This window comes from Buttiauxella agrestis (assembly GCF_900446255.1).
Lineage (GTDB): Bacteria > Pseudomonadota > Gammaproteobacteria > Enterobacterales > Enterobacteriaceae > Buttiauxella > Buttiauxella agrestis.
Genome location: NZ_UIGI01000001.1, coordinates 1006628 through 1026589, shown reverse-complemented (window position 1 = coordinate 1026589; position 19962 = coordinate 1006628). Strand labels below are relative to the sequence as shown.

17 protein-coding genes are annotated in these 19962 nt (G+C 51.6%); 6 read left to right on the top strand and 11 right to left on the bottom strand.

Translation table 11 applies throughout. The features are described from left to right. The 3 genes from cysC to cysD are packed head-to-tail and all read right to left on the bottom strand — an operon-like array spanning position 1 to position 2953. A complete protein-coding gene (cysC, locus tag DY231_RS04875) occupies positions 1–606 on the bottom strand; it encodes an adenylyl-sulfate kinase (RefSeq protein ID WP_115627488.1) in 606 nt (201 codons plus the stop codon). Continuing rightward, the gene (gene cysN / locus DY231_RS04870; RefSeq protein WP_115627487.1) at positions 606–2033 is read right to left on the bottom strand and encodes a sulfate adenylyltransferase subunit CysN; all 1428 of its coding nucleotides are present in this window, start codon (positions 2031–2033) and stop codon (positions 606–608) included. Before cysN ends, cysC begins: the two co-directional genes overlap by 1 nt. A gap of 11 nt (positions 2034–2044) precedes the next feature. After that, positions 2045–2953, bottom strand: a complete 909-nt coding sequence (gene cysD, locus DY231_RS04865) for a sulfate adenylyltransferase subunit CysD (protein ID WP_034497961.1) — start codon at positions 2951–2953, stop codon at positions 2045–2047. A gap of 268 nt (positions 2954–3221) precedes the next feature. Between cysD and DY231_RS04860 the strand changes: the two genes are divergently transcribed. Both DY231_RS04860 and DY231_RS04855 read left to right on the top strand, forming a co-directional pair. After that, positions 3222–4262 carry an aminopeptidase gene (locus DY231_RS04860; RefSeq protein WP_115627486.1) on the top strand — a complete coding sequence of 347 codons (1041 nt, stop codon included), beginning with the start codon at positions 3222–3224 and terminating at the stop codon, positions 4260–4262. Between the two features lie 163 nt (positions 4263–4425). Next, positions 4426–6534, top strand: coding sequence for a heparinase II/III domain-containing protein (locus tag DY231_RS04855; RefSeq protein WP_115627485.1), 2109 nt, complete (start codon positions 4426–4428; stop codon positions 6532–6534). On the opposite strand, the gene DY231_RS04850 is transcribed toward DY231_RS04855, so the two are convergent. From DY231_RS04850 to cysJ, 7 genes are all read right to left on the bottom strand, one after another. Then, on the bottom strand, positions 6529–7224 hold the full coding sequence (locus tag DY231_RS04850) for a FadR/GntR family transcriptional regulator (RefSeq protein WP_115627484.1): 696 nt from the start codon (positions 7222–7224) through the stop codon (positions 6529–6531). The two genes, DY231_RS04855 and DY231_RS04850, sit on opposite strands and share 6 nt — an antisense overlap. 112 nt (positions 7225–7336) lie before the next feature. Further along, a complete protein-coding gene (locus DY231_RS04845; RefSeq protein WP_115627483.1) occupies positions 7337–8113 on the bottom strand; it encodes an SDR family NAD(P)-dependent oxidoreductase in 777 nt (258 codons plus the stop codon). 95 nt (positions 8114–8208) lie between these two features. Then, a complete protein-coding gene (locus DY231_RS04840) occupies positions 8209–9942 on the bottom strand; it encodes a sodium:solute symporter family transporter (protein ID WP_256682702.1) in 1734 nt (577 codons plus the stop codon). A 65-nt stretch (positions 9943–10007) separates the two neighbouring features. Continuing rightward, a complete protein-coding gene (gene manD, locus DY231_RS04835) occupies positions 10008–11225 on the bottom strand; it encodes a D-mannonate dehydratase ManD (RefSeq protein WP_115627481.1) in 1218 nt (405 codons plus the stop codon). A 368-nt stretch (positions 11226–11593) separates the two neighbouring features. Further along, complete coding sequence (gene cysH, locus DY231_RS04830) at positions 11594–12325, bottom strand: phosphoadenosine phosphosulfate reductase (RefSeq protein WP_115627480.1); 732 nt, start codon at positions 12323–12325, stop codon at positions 11594–11596. Between the two features lie 111 nt (positions 12326–12436). Next, positions 12437–14149 carry an assimilatory sulfite reductase (NADPH) hemoprotein subunit gene (gene cysI, locus DY231_RS04820; protein ID WP_115627479.1) on the bottom strand — a complete coding sequence of 571 codons (1713 nt, stop codon included), beginning with the start codon at positions 14147–14149 and terminating at the stop codon, positions 12437–12439. Continuing rightward, on the bottom strand, positions 14149–15954 hold the full coding sequence (gene cysJ, locus DY231_RS04815; RefSeq protein ID WP_115627478.1) for an NADPH-dependent assimilatory sulfite reductase flavoprotein subunit: 1806 nt from the start codon (positions 15952–15954) through the stop codon (positions 14149–14151). The genes cysI and cysJ overlap by 1 nt, the downstream gene beginning before the upstream one ends. A 300-nt stretch (positions 15955–16254) precedes the next feature. Here cysJ and queD point away from each other — a divergent pair, with 300 nt between their 5' ends. After that, positions 16255–16617, top strand: coding sequence for a 6-carboxytetrahydropterin synthase QueD (queD, locus tag DY231_RS04810; RefSeq protein ID WP_172588727.1), 363 nt, complete (start codon positions 16255–16257; stop codon positions 16615–16617). Positions 16618–16687: 70 nt separating this feature from the next. Here queD and queE read toward each other — a convergent pair whose 3' ends face one another. Then, entirely contained in the window at positions 16688–17359 is a 672-nt protein-coding gene (queE, locus tag DY231_RS04805) for a 7-carboxy-7-deazaguanine synthase QueE (RefSeq protein WP_115627477.1), read from the bottom strand. Positions 17360–17631: 272 nt separating this feature from the next. Between queE and DY231_RS04800 the strand changes: the two genes are divergently transcribed. Genes DY231_RS04800 through DY231_RS04790 form a run of 3 tightly spaced genes read left to right on the top strand, consistent with a single transcriptional unit; the run spans position 17632 to position 19921 of the window. After that, positions 17632–18345, top strand: a complete 714-nt coding sequence (locus DY231_RS04800) for a nucleoside recognition domain-containing protein (RefSeq protein ID WP_115627476.1) — start codon at positions 17632–17634, stop codon at positions 18343–18345. Continuing rightward, complete coding sequence (locus tag DY231_RS04795; RefSeq protein WP_115627475.1) at positions 18338–18805, top strand: YjiG family protein; 468 nt, start codon at positions 18338–18340, stop codon at positions 18803–18805. The genes DY231_RS04800 and DY231_RS04795 overlap by 8 nt, the downstream gene beginning before the upstream one ends. A 3-nt stretch (positions 18806–18808) precedes the next feature. Then, positions 18809–19921, top strand: a complete 1113-nt coding sequence (locus DY231_RS04790) for a M20 family metallopeptidase (protein WP_115627474.1) — start codon at positions 18809–18811, stop codon at positions 19919–19921. The last annotated feature ends 41 nt before the right edge of the window (positions 19922–19962 follow it).

Below are 19962 nucleotides of genomic sequence, written 5' to 3'. Positions count from 1 at the left end.
TTAGGTTTTGATAATAACGTCACGCCGCAACAGGTCTAATAATTGCGCAATCAAATTTGTTACTAATTGTTCGCCGCCTAAGTGTATTTCCGGGTTCTCTGGAGCCTCGTAAACCGAGTCAATTCCAGTAAAATTACGCAACTCATCAGCACGGGCTTTTTTGTACAAACCTTTCGGGTCACGCGCTTCGCAAATAGAAAGTGGTGTATCAACAAACACTTCAATAAACCGCCCTTCCCCGACAAGCTCGCGCACCATCTGGCGTTCTGCTCGATGAGGTGAAATAAACGCGGTCAGCACCACCAGCCCCGCATCGGCCATTAGCCTGGCAACTTCACCCACGCGGCGGATGTTTTCTTTACGATCTGCATCACTAAAGCCCAGATCGCTGCACAGACCGTGGCGCACATTATCGCCATCCAGCAAATAAGTGCTGACGCCAAGTTTGTGTAACGCCTCTTCCAGCGCACCTGCAATGGTCGATTTACCCGAGCCGGAAAGCCCGGTAAACCACAGCACCGCGCCCCGGTGCTGATGAAGTTTCTCACGCTGCTCAACCGTTACCGGATGCGCATGCCAGACGACGTTTTCGTCGTGCTCAGCCATTATTTGCCTCCCAGCAAATCACGTGCGCCCCAGTGTGGGAAATGACGACGAACCAGCGCATTCAGTTCCAGCTCAAACGCGCTAAACGCAGAAGGTTCCTGATACACCTCTTCTTGCGGCTCACGCACCATTCCGGCACCCACCGTCACGTTGGTCAATCGGTCGATGAAAATCAGCCCGCCAGTCACCGGGTTTTCCTGGTATTTATCCAGTACCAACGGTTCGTCAAAGGTCAAATCCACCAGACCGATACCGTTGAGCGGCAGGGTATCCACCACGCGCTGGGTCAGGCTGTTAATTTCAACCTGATAATGAATGTTATCCACGCGAGCGCGGGTTTTCTTCCCGGCCACTTTGATGTCATAGCTTTGGCCCGGCACCAGCGGTTGCTCCGCCATCCACACCACATCGACTTTCGCTGTCTGTACTGCAGGCTGTGCGTCGGCAGCATCCACCAGCAAATCCCCGCGGCTGATGTCGATTTCATCTTTCAGCACCAGCGTAATCGCTTCGCCCGCAGCGGCTTGTTGCAAATCTCCATCAAAAGTGACGATTCGCGCAATGGTTGACTCAACGCCCGATGGCAGAACTTTTACCCGCTGCCCGACGTTAACAATGCCTGAAGCCAGCGTCCCGGCATAACCACGGAAATCGAGATTCGGGCGGTTCACATACTGAACCGGGAAACGCATTGGCTGTTGCTCCACGATACGTTTCACTTCTACCGTTTCGAGCAGCTCAAGCAGAGTAGGACCGGTATACCACGGCATGCTGGCACTTTGGGTCGCCACGTTGTCGCCTTCGAGGGCCGAAAGCGGTACAAAACGAATATCCAGATCCGCCGGAAGCTGTTCAGCAAAAGTCAGATAATCCTGTTTGATCTGCTCAAATCTTTCTTCGCTGTAATCCACCAGATCCATTTTGTTCACCGCGACCACCAGATGTTTGATCCCCAGCAGCGTGGAGATAAAACTGTGGCGACGCGTTTGATCCAGCACGCTTTTGCGTGCATCGATCAACAGGATCGCCAGCTCACAGGTGGATGCTCCGGTCGCCATATTACGGGTGTACTGCTCATGCCCCGGCGTATCGGCAATAATAAACTTACGTTTTTCCGTCGAGAAATAACGGTATGCCACGTCGATAGTAATGCCCTGCTCGCGCTCGGCTTGCAGACCATCCACCAACAAGGCCAGATCCAGTTTTTCACCCTGCGTACCGTGACGTTTGCTGTCGGTATGCAGGGAAGAAAGTTGATCTTCATAAATCTGGCGAGTGTCATGCAGCAGGCGGCCAATCAGGGTACTTTTGCCGTCATCGACGCTGCCGCAGGTCAGGAAACGCAGCAGGCTTTTATGTTGTTGCGCGTGCAGATAGGCTTCAACGCCGCCTTCATCCGCAATTTGTTGTGCAATAGTGGTGTTCATCTGGCGGCTCCTTAGAAATAACCCTGGCGTTTTTTAAGCTCCATGGAGCCTGCCTGGTCGCGGTCAATTGCCCGCCCTTGACGTTCACTGGTGGTCGAAACCAGCATCTCTTCGATGATTTCCGGCAGCGTCTGCGCTTCGGACTCAACGGCACCGGTCAGCGGCCAGCAGCCCAGGGTACGGAAGCGCACCATTTTCTGCTCAATCACTTCGCCAGGTTGTAAATCGATGCGGTCATCATCCACCATCAACAGCATGCCATCACGCTCAAGCACAGGGCGCGGTGCGGCCAGATACAGCGGAACGATTTCGATATTTTCCAGGAAGATGTACTGCCAGATATCCAGCTCGGTCCAGTTAGAAAGTGGGAACACGCGAATGCTCTCGCCTTTGTTAATCTGGCCGTTGTAGTTGTGCCATAGTTCAGGACGCTGGTTTTTAGGATCCCAGCGGTGGAAACGGTCACGGAAAGAATAGATACGTTCTTTCGCACGAGATTTCTCTTCATCACGACGCGCGCCGCCAAAGGCGGCATCAAACCCGTACTTACTCAGCGCCTGTTTCAGCCCTTCGGTTTTCATGATGTCGGTATGTTTAGCGCTACCGTGCACGAACGGGTTAATCCCCATCGCCACGCCTTCCGGATTTTTATGCACCAGCAGCTCAAAACCGTAGTTCTTCGCGGTGCGGTCACGGAAATCGTACATCTCGCGGAATTTCCAGCCGGTATCAACATGCAGCAGCGGGAATGGAAGCGTGCCTGGGTAGAAGGCTTTACGGGCCAAATGCAACATCACCGAGGAGTCTTTGCCGATGGAATACATCATCACCGGATTAGCAAATTCGGCGGCGACCTCACGGATGATATGGATGCTTTCCGCCTCCAGTTGCCGTAAGTGAGTAAGTCGTTTCTGGTCCATAACCTTCCCTTAACCGAGGTTTAGTACGGAGGGTCATGGCCCACCGTTTAAAAATTCATTAGGGGACTATACGGCTGAGGTTTATTTGTTATGAAATTACGAATTGGAATGAGTAGTTCCACAAAGGAATAACGCCGTGGAAATGCAAATCACAAAATGTGCTTTACCCACGAGATAATGCGGCTTTCAGAGCAATTGAAATTGTGTAACGCCCATCACAGTTTCATACTACGCGGGCAAAAATTTTTCTCTTTGAAAGGGACCCACTATGTTTTCCGCATTGCGCCACTCGCTGACCAGCCTGGCGCTAAGCATTTGCTGTACTTTGCCAGCATTAGCAAGTCACTCGCCAATTGGCGAAATGGCCAGTCAACAAACACGCCACATTGCGACGGTATTCCCAGGGCGCATGACGGGCAGTCCTTCGGAAATGTTAGCGGCGGATTACCTCAAGCAGCAATTTAGCCAGCTTGGCTACCAAAGCGATATTCGCCGCTTTAATACCCGCTATCTTTACACCACCAAAGACGGTCATCAGAGTTGGCATAACGTGAGCGCCAGTTCGGTCATTGCTGCCCGCGAGGGTGTTGATCCGCAGCAAATCATCATTATGGCGCATCTCGATACCTATTCTCCGCTCAGCGATAACGATGTGAATAACAATCTTGGCGGATTAACACTTCAAGGTGTGGATGACAACGCGTCTGGTTTAGGTGTGATGCTCGAACTTGCTGCCCGCATGAAAGAGATCCCAACCCGTTATGGCATTCGTTTTATCGCCACCAGCGGTGAAGAAATTGGCACGCTGGGCGCGGAAGATATACTCAAACGCATGACGGCCCGTGAGAAGAAAAACACGCTGCTGGTGATCAATCTCGATAACTTAATTGTCGGCGACAAACTCTACTTCAATAGCGGGAAATCAACGCCGACTGCGGTCAGCAAATTAACGCGCGATCGGGCGTTAAAACTGGCACATAAGTTTGGCGTTCAGGCCACTACGAATCCGGGGCTGAATGCTGCTTATCCAAAAGGCACCGGCTGTTGCAGCGATACCAACGTCTTTGACGAGGCTGGAATTCCGGTGCTTTATGTTGAAGCAACGAACTGGTCGCTGGGCAAAAAAGATGGTTATCAGCAACGCCCGAAGAGCAAAGCCTTCCCGGATGGAACCAGTTGGCATAACGCCCTGATTGATAACCAACAGTACCTGGATAAATGGCTCCCGCATCGTATCGAAAAACGCAGTCATGATGTGGTACGCGTGCTGTTGCCGCTGGTAAAAGAGTTGGCGAAAGCGAAGCAATAACCCTGCAAATTTAAAAGGGCCGGAGCCACGAACCCCGGCCATTTAGTATGACTAATAAAAACACAATTTTGTGACCCGCCCGACTCATTTCGCCTTTCATTCTGGACATAACCCGGTATCCGAAACTTAAATAGTCATACTAATAAGTGTCAGAGAGAAGGCTATGTCCACCTGGTCCCCGCTATTTATTGATAACGACGATGCCGCAGCGCTACGCGCCCATTTGACGCGTAATACTCTGCTGGGTGAAACCCTGCGTCTCCAGCAACAGCAAGTTGAACAATGGCTGAATGCGCCGCTGTCGGTTCCCGGGCATGGGGAAGGTGGCGGGCCGGAACACACTCAGCACAAACTGAATTACCAGATGATGAATCTGGCGGGGCGTTTGTGGCTCATTACTCAGGATGCGCGTTACAAAGAACGGGTGATTCAGATTCTCTGCGTCTATGCCGATCGCTACCCGCAGTTGGGTGATGCCATCAGCCACGACACCAATCCGCCGGGGCGTTTATTCCACCAGACACTTAACGAACATATGTTTTTGCTGTATGCCGCTGAAGCCTGGCACTGTGTAAAAACTGAATCGACCCCAGAGCAAATCCAACATATTGAAAGCAATTTGCTACGTTTGATGGCGCACGACGCCACACATACTCATGCTGCAACCTTCGATATTGTGCATAACCATGGGATGTGGTCGGTCGCGGCCGTCGCGATTTGCGGGTATGTGCTAGGTGATGACGAATGGGTGCTGGATTCGCTGTATGGCCTGGCGCGAGATAGCGAAACTGGGGGTTTCTTCGCGCAGCTTAACCAACTCTTTTCATGCGACGGTTACTATATAGAAGGACTTTATTACCAGCGCTTTGCTCTGCGCCCTCTCCTCCTGCTCGCCGAAGCCATCTCTCGTCGCCAGCCGGAACTGAATATCTGGGAATATAACCAGCGTATTATTCAGCGCGCTTGCTACACCTTGTTTGCGCTGGCCTTCCCCGACGGTACGCTACCGGCTTTAAATGACGCCTCAAAAGCCATGGACTTGCGCGATGAAGGAGCCGTTATCGCCGTCAGCTTGTGCTGGCAGCATTATGGGGAGGATGCCCGTCTGGCTGAGTTGGCCCGTTGGCAATCCTGCGTTTGGCCGGGGCTTGGGGCTTTATCGCTTTGCGAGCACCTGGAAAACTCGCCAGCCCAGCCGTCACCCTGGCCAAGCCAGTTAGTTCGTGATGGCAAGCACGGTGAGCGTGGAGCCATCGGCGTGTTGCGTGTGCGAGATAATCAGCAAGATGACAATATGGCGCAGCTGTACTGGGGCGGTCACGGCAATATTGCCGGAATGCATTCGGCGTTAAACCACGGCCATTTCGACGGCTTGCACCTGAGCCTGTTTAATCGAGGTCGCGAGTTTTTACGTGATTACGGTTTCGGTCGCTGGGTCAATATCGAACCGAAATTTGGCGGGCGCTACATTCCCGAAAACAACAGCTACTGCAAACAAACCGTGGCCCACAACACGGTGGTGGTTGATGAAGGCTGCCAGCATAATTTCGATAAAAACCAGGCCGCCTTGCACCATGGCGAAACGCACTTCTTTAATACCGATAACCCGCATGGCCAGGGGATGAGTGCGCGCTATGACGACGGCTGGCCCGGCGTCAGTCAGCAGCGCACGGTGTTATTACTCAATGTGCCGCAGTGCGAAAAACCATTGGTGCTCGACCTATTCAGTCTAAGCAGCAGCGATAACCATCAGTATGATTATTGCCTGCACGGGCGCGGGCAGCTGATCAACACCTCTATGCCACTGAATTACGCTACAAAATGGCAGCCATTAGGCGAGCAACACGGCTATCAGCATTTATGGGATTGCGCTCGCGGAGTGATTCCGGCAGGTGAAAATGGGCAACTGACCTGGCTTGATGGCGAGTCTTTTTACAGCGCAACGGGCGCGTTACCCCAGGGCGGCGAGCTGATTATTGCTCAGACCGGTGCTGGCGATCCGCAGTTTAATTTACGTGTTGAACCAGCGTGGTTGTGGCGTACTCATGGCGACAACATGCTATTTGCCACCGCCATTGAAAGCCACGGCTATTTTGATGAAGCCAGCGAAACCTCGCGCAATGCGCGCGGGCAGGTAAAACGTATTGAAGTGCTGGAGCACGAGATTGCCGCCCAGACTAAAGTGGCGGTTTATTTTGTGGAAGGTGAAGCGCTGGAAATCTGCGTTGATAACCGCCCAGGATGTGGGCAGTTCTCGGTGCAGCCTTTATAAGCGATGTTTACTTGCCATCATCAACGCTAAAGAGGCTTCAAAGGCGGCGTCACCGTCGCCAATCATAATCGCGCGATAGATGCGGTGATGGTCTTCCAGACACATGCCGCCCTCTTTTGACGAATGGCTAATAAACCACTTAAACACGGTGGTTAGCACATTACCAAACGGGGCATAAAAGCAGTTTCCGGACGCCAGGAAAATCGCACGGTGGAAGCGCGTGTCCACATCGACCCAACGATCGGGATCGAAGTCCTTCGCCACGGCGCACATTTCTTCATGTACTCGAGAAAGCTCAATACGCTGCTCGCTGGTGGCATTCAAAGCGGCAAGGCGTGTCGCATGCGGCTCAATAACGCGGCGGAACTCGAGAAACTGGTGATACATCTCCAGCGTGCCTTCCATGCCGTTCATCCATTCGAGCAACTGAACATCCAGGATGTTCCAGTTATTACGCGGACGAACACGAGTTCCCACTTTCGGGCGAGACTCAAGCATCCCTTTCGATGACACTAGTTTGAGCGCCTCACGCAATGCCGTGCGGCTCACACCGAGCTGCTCGCAAAGCTCCACTTCGCTGGGCAAAATATCCCCCGGCAAAAGTTGCCCGGAAAGAATCTTGCGGGCGATGTCGCTGGCAATAAGTCCATCCAGACCGCGTTGCGTAGTAGCAATGGTTGTGAATTGCATGCTTTTGTCATACCTGAAAAAGGGAAGGAAATGAGTGTATCACTAAACCGTGTAGCCAAAATAATTCGAGTTGCAGCCAGTACCGCTACAACCCGAAGTATGGCGGATACCTTTAAGGGGCCATCTGGCCGCCATTTACATCTAAAATCTGGCCGGTAATGTAGCCGCTCATTTTATGAGATGCAAAGAACAGGAAGCTCGGAGCCACCTCTTCACTGCGCCCAAAGCGCCCCATCGCAATCGACCCGGCAATCTTGTCACGCAACTCCTGCGGTTTATCCTCATGGAACGCGGTATCAATGGTGCCCGGCGAGACAATATTGAAGCGGATATGATCTTTGGTGAACTCTTTCACCCAGTTGCGATGAATATCGTGCAACCAGGCTTTTGACGCTGCGTAAATTCCTGCACCAATGCCGCCGCCTTCGCGCCCTGCAATCGAACCGGTGCTGATGACCGAGGCGGTTTCACCGCTGATTTTTGCCGATTCGCGCAGGTGGGGAATCGCATATTTGGTCATCATTAATGCCGAGCGCGCGTTCAAGTCCATGATGCGGTCATAGAATTCATCGTCGATGCTCTCAAGGCCTGCGCGCCCGCCTAAACCCCCGGCGTTATTGATAAGCACATCGAGGCCACCAAATTGTTCGACAAAAGCGCTAACCAGTTGCTGACAGGCACCTGACTGGGATAAGTCCGCCGGGAAATAGCAAACTTCGCCACCTAAAGTGCGAAGCCTGGCAAGCTGCGGTTCCATCTCCTGCGCTGAACGGCGGCCATTAATACCCACTTTTGCGCCGCAGCGTAAAAATGCCTCTGCCGCAGCCAAACCCACGCCTGCCGAAGCGCCAGTCACTAATACACGTTTATTCCGTAAATCAGAAAACATCGGATCACCTCTATTTGTCATTTAGTATTACAAATACTACCAACCCATCCGGGCTATGCAAAAGAAAAGCGCCCGGTAAAAGGCGCTTTTGCGAGTCAGAGCGTATGTTTCGCTTGTTGCGGGGATTCCTGCACAACCCGGCAACTCAGGCGCAGCAAATACCCCACGAGGAATATCGCCGCCGCACAACCCAGGAACAGCAATCGTCCCCACAACGGGTTTGGAATCAACACCATCAGCACCATACCGCCGCTCATCAACATCGTGATAAAGCCGATCTTTTCACGTTGCAGGCGATCAAACTCACTCTGCTGAGAGTCTTCCACCACTTCGGTTTCGATGTTCTTGAAGAAGGTTTCAATCTGCTGCTGCTCTTTCGCGGAATATGACGTTTCACGATAGAACAATTTGGTGCAGATAAAGAACCCTCCTGTGAGCACCAAATGCGCAACGATGTTAATGATGACGTTGATTTCGCTCAGTTCGCGTTTGGTAAACTCAATTCCCAGCAACTGGCCGAGCGCTTTCGAGGTCAGTACATCCATACACAGCCACGATACGAAGATACCGAATACCACCGTTCCCCACGCCGCCCAGCTCGGCGTGCGCTTGATAAACATGCCGAAGAACAGCGGCACCAGCAGCGGAGCCTGAGCAAGTGTTGAAACCGACATCATCAGGTCAAACAAACTCATGCCTTCAAGATGACTGAAGAACAGCGAAACAATAATCACCAGCAAGCCATTCACAATACAGAACATTTTCCCGGCAAACAGCTCCGCACGGTCACTGATCTTTTTATTACGGCAAACCACCGGCACCCAGAAGCTGCGCACGAAAATACCGCTGTTACGGTTCAAAGCCGGGTCCATGGTTGACATGGTTGCGGCAAATAAACCCGCGACCAGCAAACCAACGGTTCCCGCAGGCATCGCTCGTTCAACAAAGCTCAAATAAATAGTGTCCGAGGCTTTGTTGCCGAGTGCGGCATATTGCGCAGTGGCATCTGGATAAAGGCTTGCAGAAACCCACGGCGGAATAAACCAAATCAGCGTCCCCACGGCCATTAATATCATGGCAAAGAAAGCCGCCTTTTGGGCATTCTTTGAGTCTTTGGCATTCAGGAAACGGTAAGAGTCCTGCATGTTATTTATATTCTGAAGCTGTTTTACAATAAAGAAGATAACCGAGCCTAATATCACCACTCCATAGTTCATATTCGGCCCCATAATAAAGCCCGAAGGGAAGTGAGTGACCATATTTACCGGCCCACCAACATTAACCAATGCGACAATGGCACAGGCAACAGAAATAACCGCAACAATTAATGTTTGCACAAAGTCAGAAGCAACAACGCCCCAGGCTCCGCTTAATAATGAGATCATTAATACCACAATACCGGTTACCCAAATCGTGACCGAAAGATCCCAGTTAAAAACGGTGCTAACAAATATCGCCAGCGCGTTCATCATTACCGCGCCGCTCAGAATACTCAGTGGGATGATCACCCATGTGAAGAAGTGTTCATTCTGCGAACCAAAGCGATGACGAATCACTTCAGTAGCCGTATCAACGCGCACCTGGCGGAAACGTTTAGCAAACCATAGCCAGGAAATTCCGTATGCGATGGTATTTCCAAGGAATATGGCTGCCACCATAAAGCCATCACTAAACGCTTTCCCGGCGGCTCCGGTAAATGTCCAGGCGCTAAACTGCGTCATAAACGCCGTCGCCCCCACCATCCACCACAACATGCGACCGCCTCCACGGAAATAATCACTGGAGGATTTACTGGCCATTTTTTTAAATATAAAACTGATCAACACCATTAAGATGAAATAACCACAGATTACAGCGGTATCATAGATCATAATCGTACCCTTAGGTCAGAGAATTACCAGTTCCAGAGCGTTCCGTCTTCGAGGCGGCTAACAGGAAGATAAGATCTGACATAGGGGTAATTCCCCATGGCGGCTTCATCTATATCTATTCCCAAACCTGGTTTATCAGAAACTAATAGCATTCCATCCTTGAGGGGCAGTTCGTATTTAAAGATGCTGTTTAATTCTGGAGTGCCAAAACCAACAAATTCCTGGATACCAAAATTAGGTGCCCAACTATTAAGGTGCAAATGAGCCATTGTGGATATAGGTGATAAATCCGGTGCACCGTGCGGTGCCATGCGCACGTGATAAAGGTCAGCAAAAGCACTGAGTTTACGCATCGGTGTTATTCCGCCACCATGAGAAACTGCGGTGCGGATATAATCTATCGATTGCGTTTCGATTAACTCTTTTGCATCCCAGATAGTATTAAATATTTCACCCACTGCCAGCGGCGTCGTGGTGTGCTGGCGAATAATTTGATAGCCCGCCGGGTTTTCTGCCGTGACGGTATCTTCTAAAAACAGTAAGTCATATGGCTCGAGCAGTTTCCCGAGGCGCGCCGCTTCTATTGGCGTCAGACGGCTATGAACGTCATGCAACAGATCAATGCCATAGCCGAAACGCTCGCGAGCTGCTTTAAACAACTCGGGTATAAAATTCATATATTTGCGCGTAGACCACGGCTGCTCCGGCGGTAACGGGCGATTACCCTGCAACTCGTAGTAATTTTTCTTCCCTTCCAGCGTGCCATAAGTGCCTTTAGTGGAAGGAATGGCGCATTGCAGACGAATAGCTTTATAGCCTTGTTCAATAAAATTCGCTGTGTTATCCAGCACTTCATCGATGCTTTCGCCGTTGGCATGAACATACACCGTCACACCCTGGCGGCTTTTCCCACCCAGCAGTTGCCAGACCGGCAGCCCCGCGTGTTTGCCCAGAATATCCCACAACGCCATATCGACTGCGCCGATCGCCGTCATCGTCACAGGCCCCTTGCGCCAGTACGCCCCGCGATAAAGGTACTGCCAGATATCTTCAATATTGCGCGGATCTTTGCCGATAAGACACGGAGCAATATGCTCTTCCAGATACGCTGCGACGGCCATTTCCCTGCCATTCAATGTGGCATCACCCACACCATAAATCCCTTCGTCCGTTTCAATTTTTACCGTAACAAAATTTCGTCCAGGCCGACTCACCAGCACTTTTATACGTTCGATCTTCATAGCAACTCTCGTAGGGTTGAGAAAAGGCAGGGGAATAAATCGCTCTATTTGTCGTACTATAGTATTTATAAACTGACTATTGTGTGAACAATGTCGTAGTTTTTAAGTTACCAAATGAGTGGTTATTTGTTGCCAGATGGTAAATATTAGCGCTATTTATGAATAAATCTGAAGTGGACTTCACTAACATATTGATTGTTATGGCTGATATTTGAACCAGTAAGAATGCTGAATTTGTCGTTGCGAGGGGATTAGTGAAGTGTCCTGAATCTATTAGTATGACTAATAAAAATAATAATGTGCTCTGATCATAAAAAAGCCCTTCTGCATTATGCGAAGGGCTTCTGGATTATTGTGCTTTCGGTGGGTTACTCGTGCAAGCCGCACTCACGTTTCAGACCGAAGAAGCGAGTTTCCTCTTCTGCCATACCTTCTTCCCATTTCCGCGTAGTGTGGGTGTCGCCTACTGAAAGATAGCCTTGATCCCACAACGGGTGATATTTCAAACCGTTGGCGGTGAGGTACTGGTAAACCTGGCGGTTATCCCAGTCGATAATCGGCAGAATTTTAAATACTTCGCGTTGAATCGCCAGCACCGGTAAGTTTGCACGACTGCCCGATTGCTCGCGGCGCAGGCCAGCAAACCAGGTTTGCCCGTTTAGCTCACGCAGCGCACGGTTCATCGGCTCCACTTTGTTGATGTCATTGTATTTCTCAATGCCTTCAACGCCCTGCTCCCACAATTTGCCGTAACGCGCTTCTTGCCACGCCGCACTTTCCTTCGCGCTGTAGACTTTCAGGTTCAGCTTCAGCTTGTCGGTCAGCTCATCAATAAACTGGTAAGTTTCCGGGAACAGATAGCCGGTATCGGTGAGGATAACCGGAATATCCGGAAACTGCTGAGTGACCAGATGCAGACTCACCGCCGCCTGAATACCAAAGCTAGAGGAGAGCACAAACTCGCCCGGCAGATTCTCCAGCGACCAGGTAACACGCTGCTGCGCCGTGAGTTTTTCTAGCTGGCTGTTGACCTCGGCCAGCGCCATCACACGCTCAACTTTTGGCAATTCATTCAGCGCTTTTAAATCGAGTGCGGCCATAAGTTCCTCGCTTGTTGCTTGAATCATGGTGGATGGCGCCTGCGGCTTATCCACCCTACAAGAGCCTTTCGTCGGTCGGATAAGCATGAGCGTCATCCGACATTAAAATGGCTAGTCCCACAAGTCCCGAGCCGGATCTAACACCGGGCGAATAATCCCCGCACGGATGGTGAAATCGCCAAAGCCTTCGTCAGCTTCGCGCTCTTTCGACCAGCGCCCCACCAGTTCATCAATAGAGGCCAGAATTTCCGGTTCGGTGATATTTTCGCGGTACATGCGCGGGATACGTGTGCCGATACGGTTGCCACCGATATGCAGGTTGTAACGCCCTGGCGCTTTCCCTACCAGGCCGATTTCAGCCAGTAACGCGCGGCCACAGCCGTTCGGGCAGCCGGTAACACGCGTGACGATGTGTTCATCCGGCACGTGGTGTTTCTCCAGCACTTCTTCTACTTTAGTCACAAACTGCGGCAGGAAGCGTTCAGCTTCTGCCATCGCCAGCGGACAAGTCGGGAAGGATACGCAGGCCATCGAGTTTTCACGCTGTGGTTTCACCGCGTTCATCAGGCCACTTTCTTTGGCAATTTTCTCGATTGCCGCTTTCTCGCTTGCCGGAACGCCCGCCACGATCAGGTTCTGGTTGGCGGTCAGGCGGAAATCGCCTTTGTGGATCTTCGCGATCTCCATCAAGCCGGTTTTCAATGGGCGACCCGGATAATCCAGGATGCGGCCATTTTCGATAAACAGCGTCAGGTGCCATTTGTCGTCGATACCTTTTACCCAGCCAATACGATCGCCACGCCCGGTAAATTCATACGGGCGAATCGGCTCGAACGTAATGCCTGCGCGACGTTCAACTTCGGCTTTAAACACGTCAACGCCGACGCGTTCAAGAGTGTATTTGGTTTTGGCATTTTTACGGTCGGTACGGTTGCCCCAGTCGCGTTGTGTAGTGACAACGGCTTCGGCAACGGCCAGCGTGTGCTCAAGCGGAATGTAACCAAACTCGCTCGCAGTACGTGCATAAGTCGCTTTATTACCGTGTTCAATTGACAAGCCACCGCCCACCAGCAGGTTGAAGCCCACCAGTTTGCCGTCTTTGGCGATCGCGATGAAGTTCATGTCGTTGGCATGAAGATCGACATCGTTCTGCGGCGGCACCACGACCGTGGTTTTGAACTTACGCGGCAGGTACGTTTCACCGAGGATCGGCTCTTCGTCAGTGGTCGCGACTTTCTCTTGATCCCACCAGATCTCAGCGTAAGCACGAGTGCGTGGCAGCAAATGCTCAGAGAGTTTTTTCGCCCATTCGTACGCTTCCTGGTGCAGTTCAGACTCCACCGGGTTAGACGTACAGAGCACGTTACGGTTGACGTCGTTGGCGGTAGCCAGCGCGTCCAGCCCGACTTCATGCAGCATTTCGTGAGCCGGTTTCACGTTCTTTTTCAGAATGCCGTGAAACTGGAAAGTCTGACGGTTGGTCAGACGAATGCTGCCGTAAATGGTTTTATCTTCGGCAAATTTATCAATCGCACGCCACTGTTCGGTGGTAATAATCCCGCCCGGCAGACGGCAGCGCAGCATCATGGCGTGGCGTGGCTCAAGCTTTTGCTCCGCACGTTCTGCACGAATATCGCGGTCATCTTGCTGATACATACCGTGGAAGCGAATGAGCAGGAAGTTGTCGCCTCTGAAGCCGCCGGTCAGCCCGTCCTGCAAATCTTCTTTAATGGTGCCGCGCAGGTAATTGCTTTCGCGTTTCAGGCGCTCGGCATCGCTCAATTTGCCTTCGACCACTAATGGTCCTGGGTGTTTTTCGCTCATTAGTAGACATCTCGCTGATAACGGCGCTCAACGCGCAGCTCACTTAAAAATTCATCTGCCGTTTCGAGGTCCATGCCACCGAACTCGGCTACCACTTCCAGTAATGCAAGCTCCACGTCTTTTGCCATGCGATTTGCATCGCCGCAGACGTAAATGTGGGCACCTTCGTTAATCCAGTTCCACAGTTCCGCGCCTTTTTCGCGCAGTTTATCTTGTACGTATATTTTATGTTCCTGGTCGCGCGACCAGGCGAGACTGATATTGGTTAGCAGGCCGTCTTTGACGTAGCGCTGCCATTCAACCTGATACAGGAAATCATCAGTAAAGTGCGGGTTGCCGAAGAACAGCCAGTTCTTACCGCTTGCCCCGTCGTTTTCACGCTGCTGCATGAAGGCGCGGAACGGTGCGATACCGGTGCCTGGGCCAATCATAATCACCGGGGTTTCCGGGTTGGCTGGCAGGCGGAAGTTGTCGTTATGTTCGATGAACACACGCACTTCACCGTCTTCTTCCAGTCGGTCAGCCAGGAAGCCAGAAGCACCACCAGTGCGCGCACGGCCTTCGATGTCATAACGCACCACGCCAACCGTAATGTGCACTTCGCTTTCCGCTTCTGCCTGAGAAGAAGCAATGGAGTACAGACGCGGCGTCAGCGGGCGCAATAAATCAATCAGTTGCTCGGCGGTTAATTCAGCCGGAGCGTAACGCACCATATCCGCGATTGGCGTGTTCTGAGCAAAGTGTTGCAGCTTGGTTTTATCGCCAACCAAATCCAGCAATGCGGCATTGCGCGTAACCTGCGCATATTTCTCAACGATATTGACGGTGTTAATCGTCAACTCGAAATGCCATTCCAGCGCTTCACTCAGCGGCAGCGTTTTGCCATCGATGGTGACGCTTTCATCGCCTTTGAGCCATAACAGTTCGACCAGCTCTTTCACCAGGGCTGGATCGTTTTGATACCAGACACCCAGCGCATCGCCCGGCTGGTAACGCAGACCGGAATCACCCAAATCAATTTCGAAATGGCGCACGTCTTTTTCAGAATCGCGGCCGGTGATTTTCTGGTTAACCGTAAGCGATGCAGCCAGTGGCGCTTCTTTAGTGTAAGGGCTTGAGAAAACTTCGTTGACCACGCCCGTTGCTGTCACTGCTGCTTGCGCCGGAGTTTCCGCCGGGACACGGGATTTCAGCACTTCAACAATTTTTGCCCGCCACTGCGCGGCTGCTGGCTGGAATTCGACATCGGTATCGACACGGTCAAGCAGGCGTTCGCCGCCCAGTTCCGCCAGTTTGGTATCAAAGTCTTTACCGGACTGGCAGAAGAATTCATAAGAGGTGTCACCCAGACTAAAGACGGCAAATGCCGTATCCGGGAGTTTTGGTGCTTTTTTCGAGAACAGGAATTTATGCAACGCCACCGCTTCTTCAGGCGGCTCACCTTCACCCTGGGTTGAGGTAACAACAATCAGCAGTTTTTCCTGGGCAATTTGTTTGAATTTGTAGTCGCCCGCGTTAACCAGATTGACGTTCAGTTTTGCTGCCAGCAAATCGTCGCGTAATTGTTCGCTCACGCGACGTGCGTTACCGGTTTGGGATGCAGAAATCAACGTAATCACCGGAATTTGCGCCGCAGGTGCCTGAGCGGTGGTAACAGCACCCGGTTGTTGATTAATCATTCCCCAGAAATAGCCCGATAACCAGGCCAGTTGAGTCTGCGAAAAATCGGTTGTCGCCGCCTGGAGGCGTGCCAGTTGCTCCGGTGTCAGCGGCAGCAAAGCGGTCGGTGGGGCCTGAGTCGTCATGCGTATTGGGTTCCAGTAGCAAAGGTCCGTTTTCAAGAATAAACGGCAATAAGGTAAGGTTAACCAGAGCGATAGTAACAATTAAAGAAGGGATAGAAATAACAAATAACCAAAATGACTAACCGCTTTTATGGGTAATTCATAACGTTAAAAGTGGTTATCTAACCCCATGAAAAATAAAAGATAAAATAGAAAAGAAGCAGACATACAGGGATTTACGCCTGGGGCATGATTTAAATTAATGCGCAAAATAGTGGATTCCGGTACTATGCGGCGGTTTTTCGCCCTACAGAGAAAGTAATAATGACCACCACCCTGTTTAAAGATTTTACCTTCGAAGCCGCTCACCACCTGCCGCATGTGCCGGAAGGCCACAAATGCGGTCGCCTGCACGGCCATTCTTTTATGGTGCGTCTGGAAATCACCGGCGAGGTTGATCCTTATACCGGCTGGATTATGGATTTTTCAGAACTGAAAGCGGCGTTTAAACCGACTTATGATCGTCTGGATCATTACTATCTGAATGATATTCCCGGTCTTGAGAATCCGACCAGCGAAGTGCTGGCGAAATGGATTTGGGATGAGATGAAGCCAATCGTACCGCTGTTAAGCGCGGTGATGGTGAAAGAAACCTGTACCGCCGGGTGCGTGTATAAAGGTTAAAAGAAAGGCACCGAAGGGTGCCTTTTTAGTATTTATAGGGTGGATAAGCGCAAGCGTCATCCACCAATTTCTACGCAATATTCAAATACTTGTGCGTTTGCATCGAAAGCCGCCAGTTGCGGGCAATACATGTTTCAATGCACAGACGCGTGGCGTCTTCTTTCTGGCTGATAGGCTGAAGCGCAATCACCCGTTTTTTGTCATCCACCAGCGTTGCCAGCAATTCATCCAGCGCTTCAATATCGCGCATGCGCCCAACCGGATGCTTGATTTCGTCCGCGCGTTCTAGCGCCTGAGAAAGCACATCGTAACCGCCACGCATATTCACTTTCGGAGAGACCGTAACCCAGGTTCCCGCAGTACAACGCACTTCGTGCGTGCCGCTGGTTTCTATCTGGCAACTATAACCGTGGTGTTCAAACAGTGAGGTCAGCGGCGTGAGATCGTGAATGCACGGTTCGCCACCGGTAATCACCACGTGGCGTGCGGTGTAATCCTGACGCTGGAAAATAGCCAACAGATCTTCCGCAGTTGCGCTGCCCCATTTATCGCTTTCTTTGGTTTTAGCCAGAATGCTAAACAGAGAGACTTCACGATCCGCGAGTTTATCCCAGGTGTGTTTGGTATCGCACCACGCGCAACCCACCGGGCAGCCTTGCAGGCGAATAAAAATGGCGGGCACACCAGTAAAATAGCCCTCCCCTTGCAGGGTCTGGAACATCTCGTTAATCGGATACTGCATAGTCTTCTCAGAAATAGGTGTAAAGAGTAATTATCGCAGAAGTCACGGTTGAGGTCATGCGCAACGCGGCTGCTGCGGCATTTGTTCTGAAATAAGTCCCTAAGTCGACTCAATAACCTGTCAACCAACAAGGTTATTGTGCTTGTCATCACAACAATTACCCTTCTCTTCTCTCTATGCCTGACGGCTTGATCCCTGTCATATTCCGCTGCCCGCAACACACTTAGCATCGCCTGCGTATTGACCCCATCAATGACATAAGGAAATGATATATGGAAAGTTCGGTTCATTCAGGTGACCAACGCGTGGGGCCCGGCGCCTATATTGCGTTGCTGTTCGCAATGGTGTTCTTTTCTGGGCTGTTGGGTGGCAAGGAGTGGTACGGAGTCTTCGACTTCACCACACTAAACGGTGCGTTTGGCAAAGTCGTCACCGATGTCAATCTTTCGGGAGACGCGGTCGACGCGGCCAAAAGTGCTTTTCGCGGTAAGGGTGGGCATGGCGCAATGGACGGTTTCCTGTTCGCCTTTGGCCTGATTCCAGCGGTGATGTTTGCGCTGGGGATGATAAACGTACTTGAGCATTACGGTGCACTGAATGCTGCTCGTAAATTGCTGACACCTCTGTTACGCCCACTTCTCGGTATTCCAGGTTCCACCGGCCTTGCGCTGATTGGCAGTCTGCAAAGTACCGATGTAGGCGCCTCGCTCACTCGCGTGTTAGCCGATGAAGGGCAGATAACCGACAAAGAAAAAACGATCTTCACTATGTTCCAGTTTTCTGCGGGCGCCATGATAACCAACTTTTTCTCCTCCGGTGCCGTGCTGTTTACGCTGATTGCCATTGACGGAACGAGTGCTGTTCCAGCATCCATCGGCCTGTGCGTCGCGGTGATGTTCATCATGAAAATCGTTGGGGCGAATGTGATGCGCCTGATTCTTAACGTCACAGAGCGCAAACAGAGTGTGGAGGTGCAACATGGCTGATACCGCTAAGACGATGATCACCGATGTGTTCGTCGCGGGTGCCCGCAAAGGCTGGAATATCGCGACCACCAGCACCCTTCCTAACGTGCTGATGGCATTCATTATTATTTACGCTCTACAAATCACTGGTGCACTGAACGGCCTGGCCTGGATATTTGGCCCGTTGATGAAAGTTTTTGGCCTGCCTGGCGAAGCGGCTGCGGTTCTCATCGGTGGCTGGATGTCGATGGGTGGCGCAATCGGTGTTGCTATCACTTTGTTTGAAAAAGGCATTCTCACCGGTGCTCATCTTGCCATTCTCGCCCCTGCCATTTATCTGATGGGCTCTCAAGTGCAATATGCTGGCCGCATCCTTGGCGTGGTTGGCATTCCGGCAAAACGTATTCCCTTAATGATCGCAATTTCGGTGCTGAACGCATTTGGCGCCATGTTAATTATGCGACTGATGATTCTGGAGTAAGACATGGATTTGAAACAGTACCTTCAAGAACTGAAAAAACTGGTCAATATCGACTGTGGAACGGCAACGATTGATGGCGTTGAGGAAGTCAGCCGCATCATTCAACAGTGGTATCACAACGAAAACTGGCATTGCGACCGAATCGCTCTCGGCGAAAAAGTTGGCCCGGGTTTATTTGCCACCAATAAGCCAGACGCTGAACATTATGATGTGCTGCTGGTCGGGCATATGGACACCGTCTTCCCGGTTGGAACCGTGGCCGAGCGCCCATTCAGCATCGAAGGCAATCGTGCTTACGGTCCAGGCGTTTCAGATATGAAAAGCGGCCTGCTGAACATTCTCTGGGCATTACGTGAGATGGATAAAACAACGCTTGAGCGTTTGTCTATTGGCGTGGCAATGAACCCGGATGAAGAAACAGGATCGGCGCATTCGCATCACTGGATTGGTGAACTAGCAAAACACAGCCGCTGTGTGCTGGTGTGTGAAGCCGCAAGGGCAGACGGTTCGCTGGTTAAAGCGCGTAAAGGCATCGCGGGTTATAAGTTAACGTTTAAAGGTGTGGCAGCGCATGCGGGTAACGACCCGGAAGCGGGCCGCTCCGCGATCAAAGCGCTGGCACGCGCGGTGCTGGAAATCAGCGAACTGGCAGATATGGCTAAAGGCACGACCATCAATACCGGCGTGATTTCAGGTGGTGTGGGGGCAAACATCGTGCCGGATCATGCGGAGATGATTGTTGATGTCCGCTTCCAGGACAACGATGAATATGCGCGAGTCCATGCTGCAATCCAGGCTTATGGCCAGCGTGAATTTGAGCGTGATGTGAAAACGAGCGTTCACCAACAAGCGCACAAACCTGCGATGGCACCGACGGCTGATACCGAAGAGTTAATGCGAATTGTCGAGCAAGCGGGTGTTGCTGAAGGAGTCGAAGTGCGCTGGAAATCTGTTGGCGGCGGTTCTGATGCTAACCATACCGCAGCGCTGGGCATCCCTTCACTGGATGGTTTCGGCCCGATTGGCGCGGGGTTCCACAGCGCGTCAGAATACCTGGAGATAGACAGCATTGAGCCGAGAATTCGTCTGCTTAAGCGGGTAATTCAGTCGCTTTAAAATTACATGGCCGGGGGAAATCCCCGGCCAACCAGGACAAC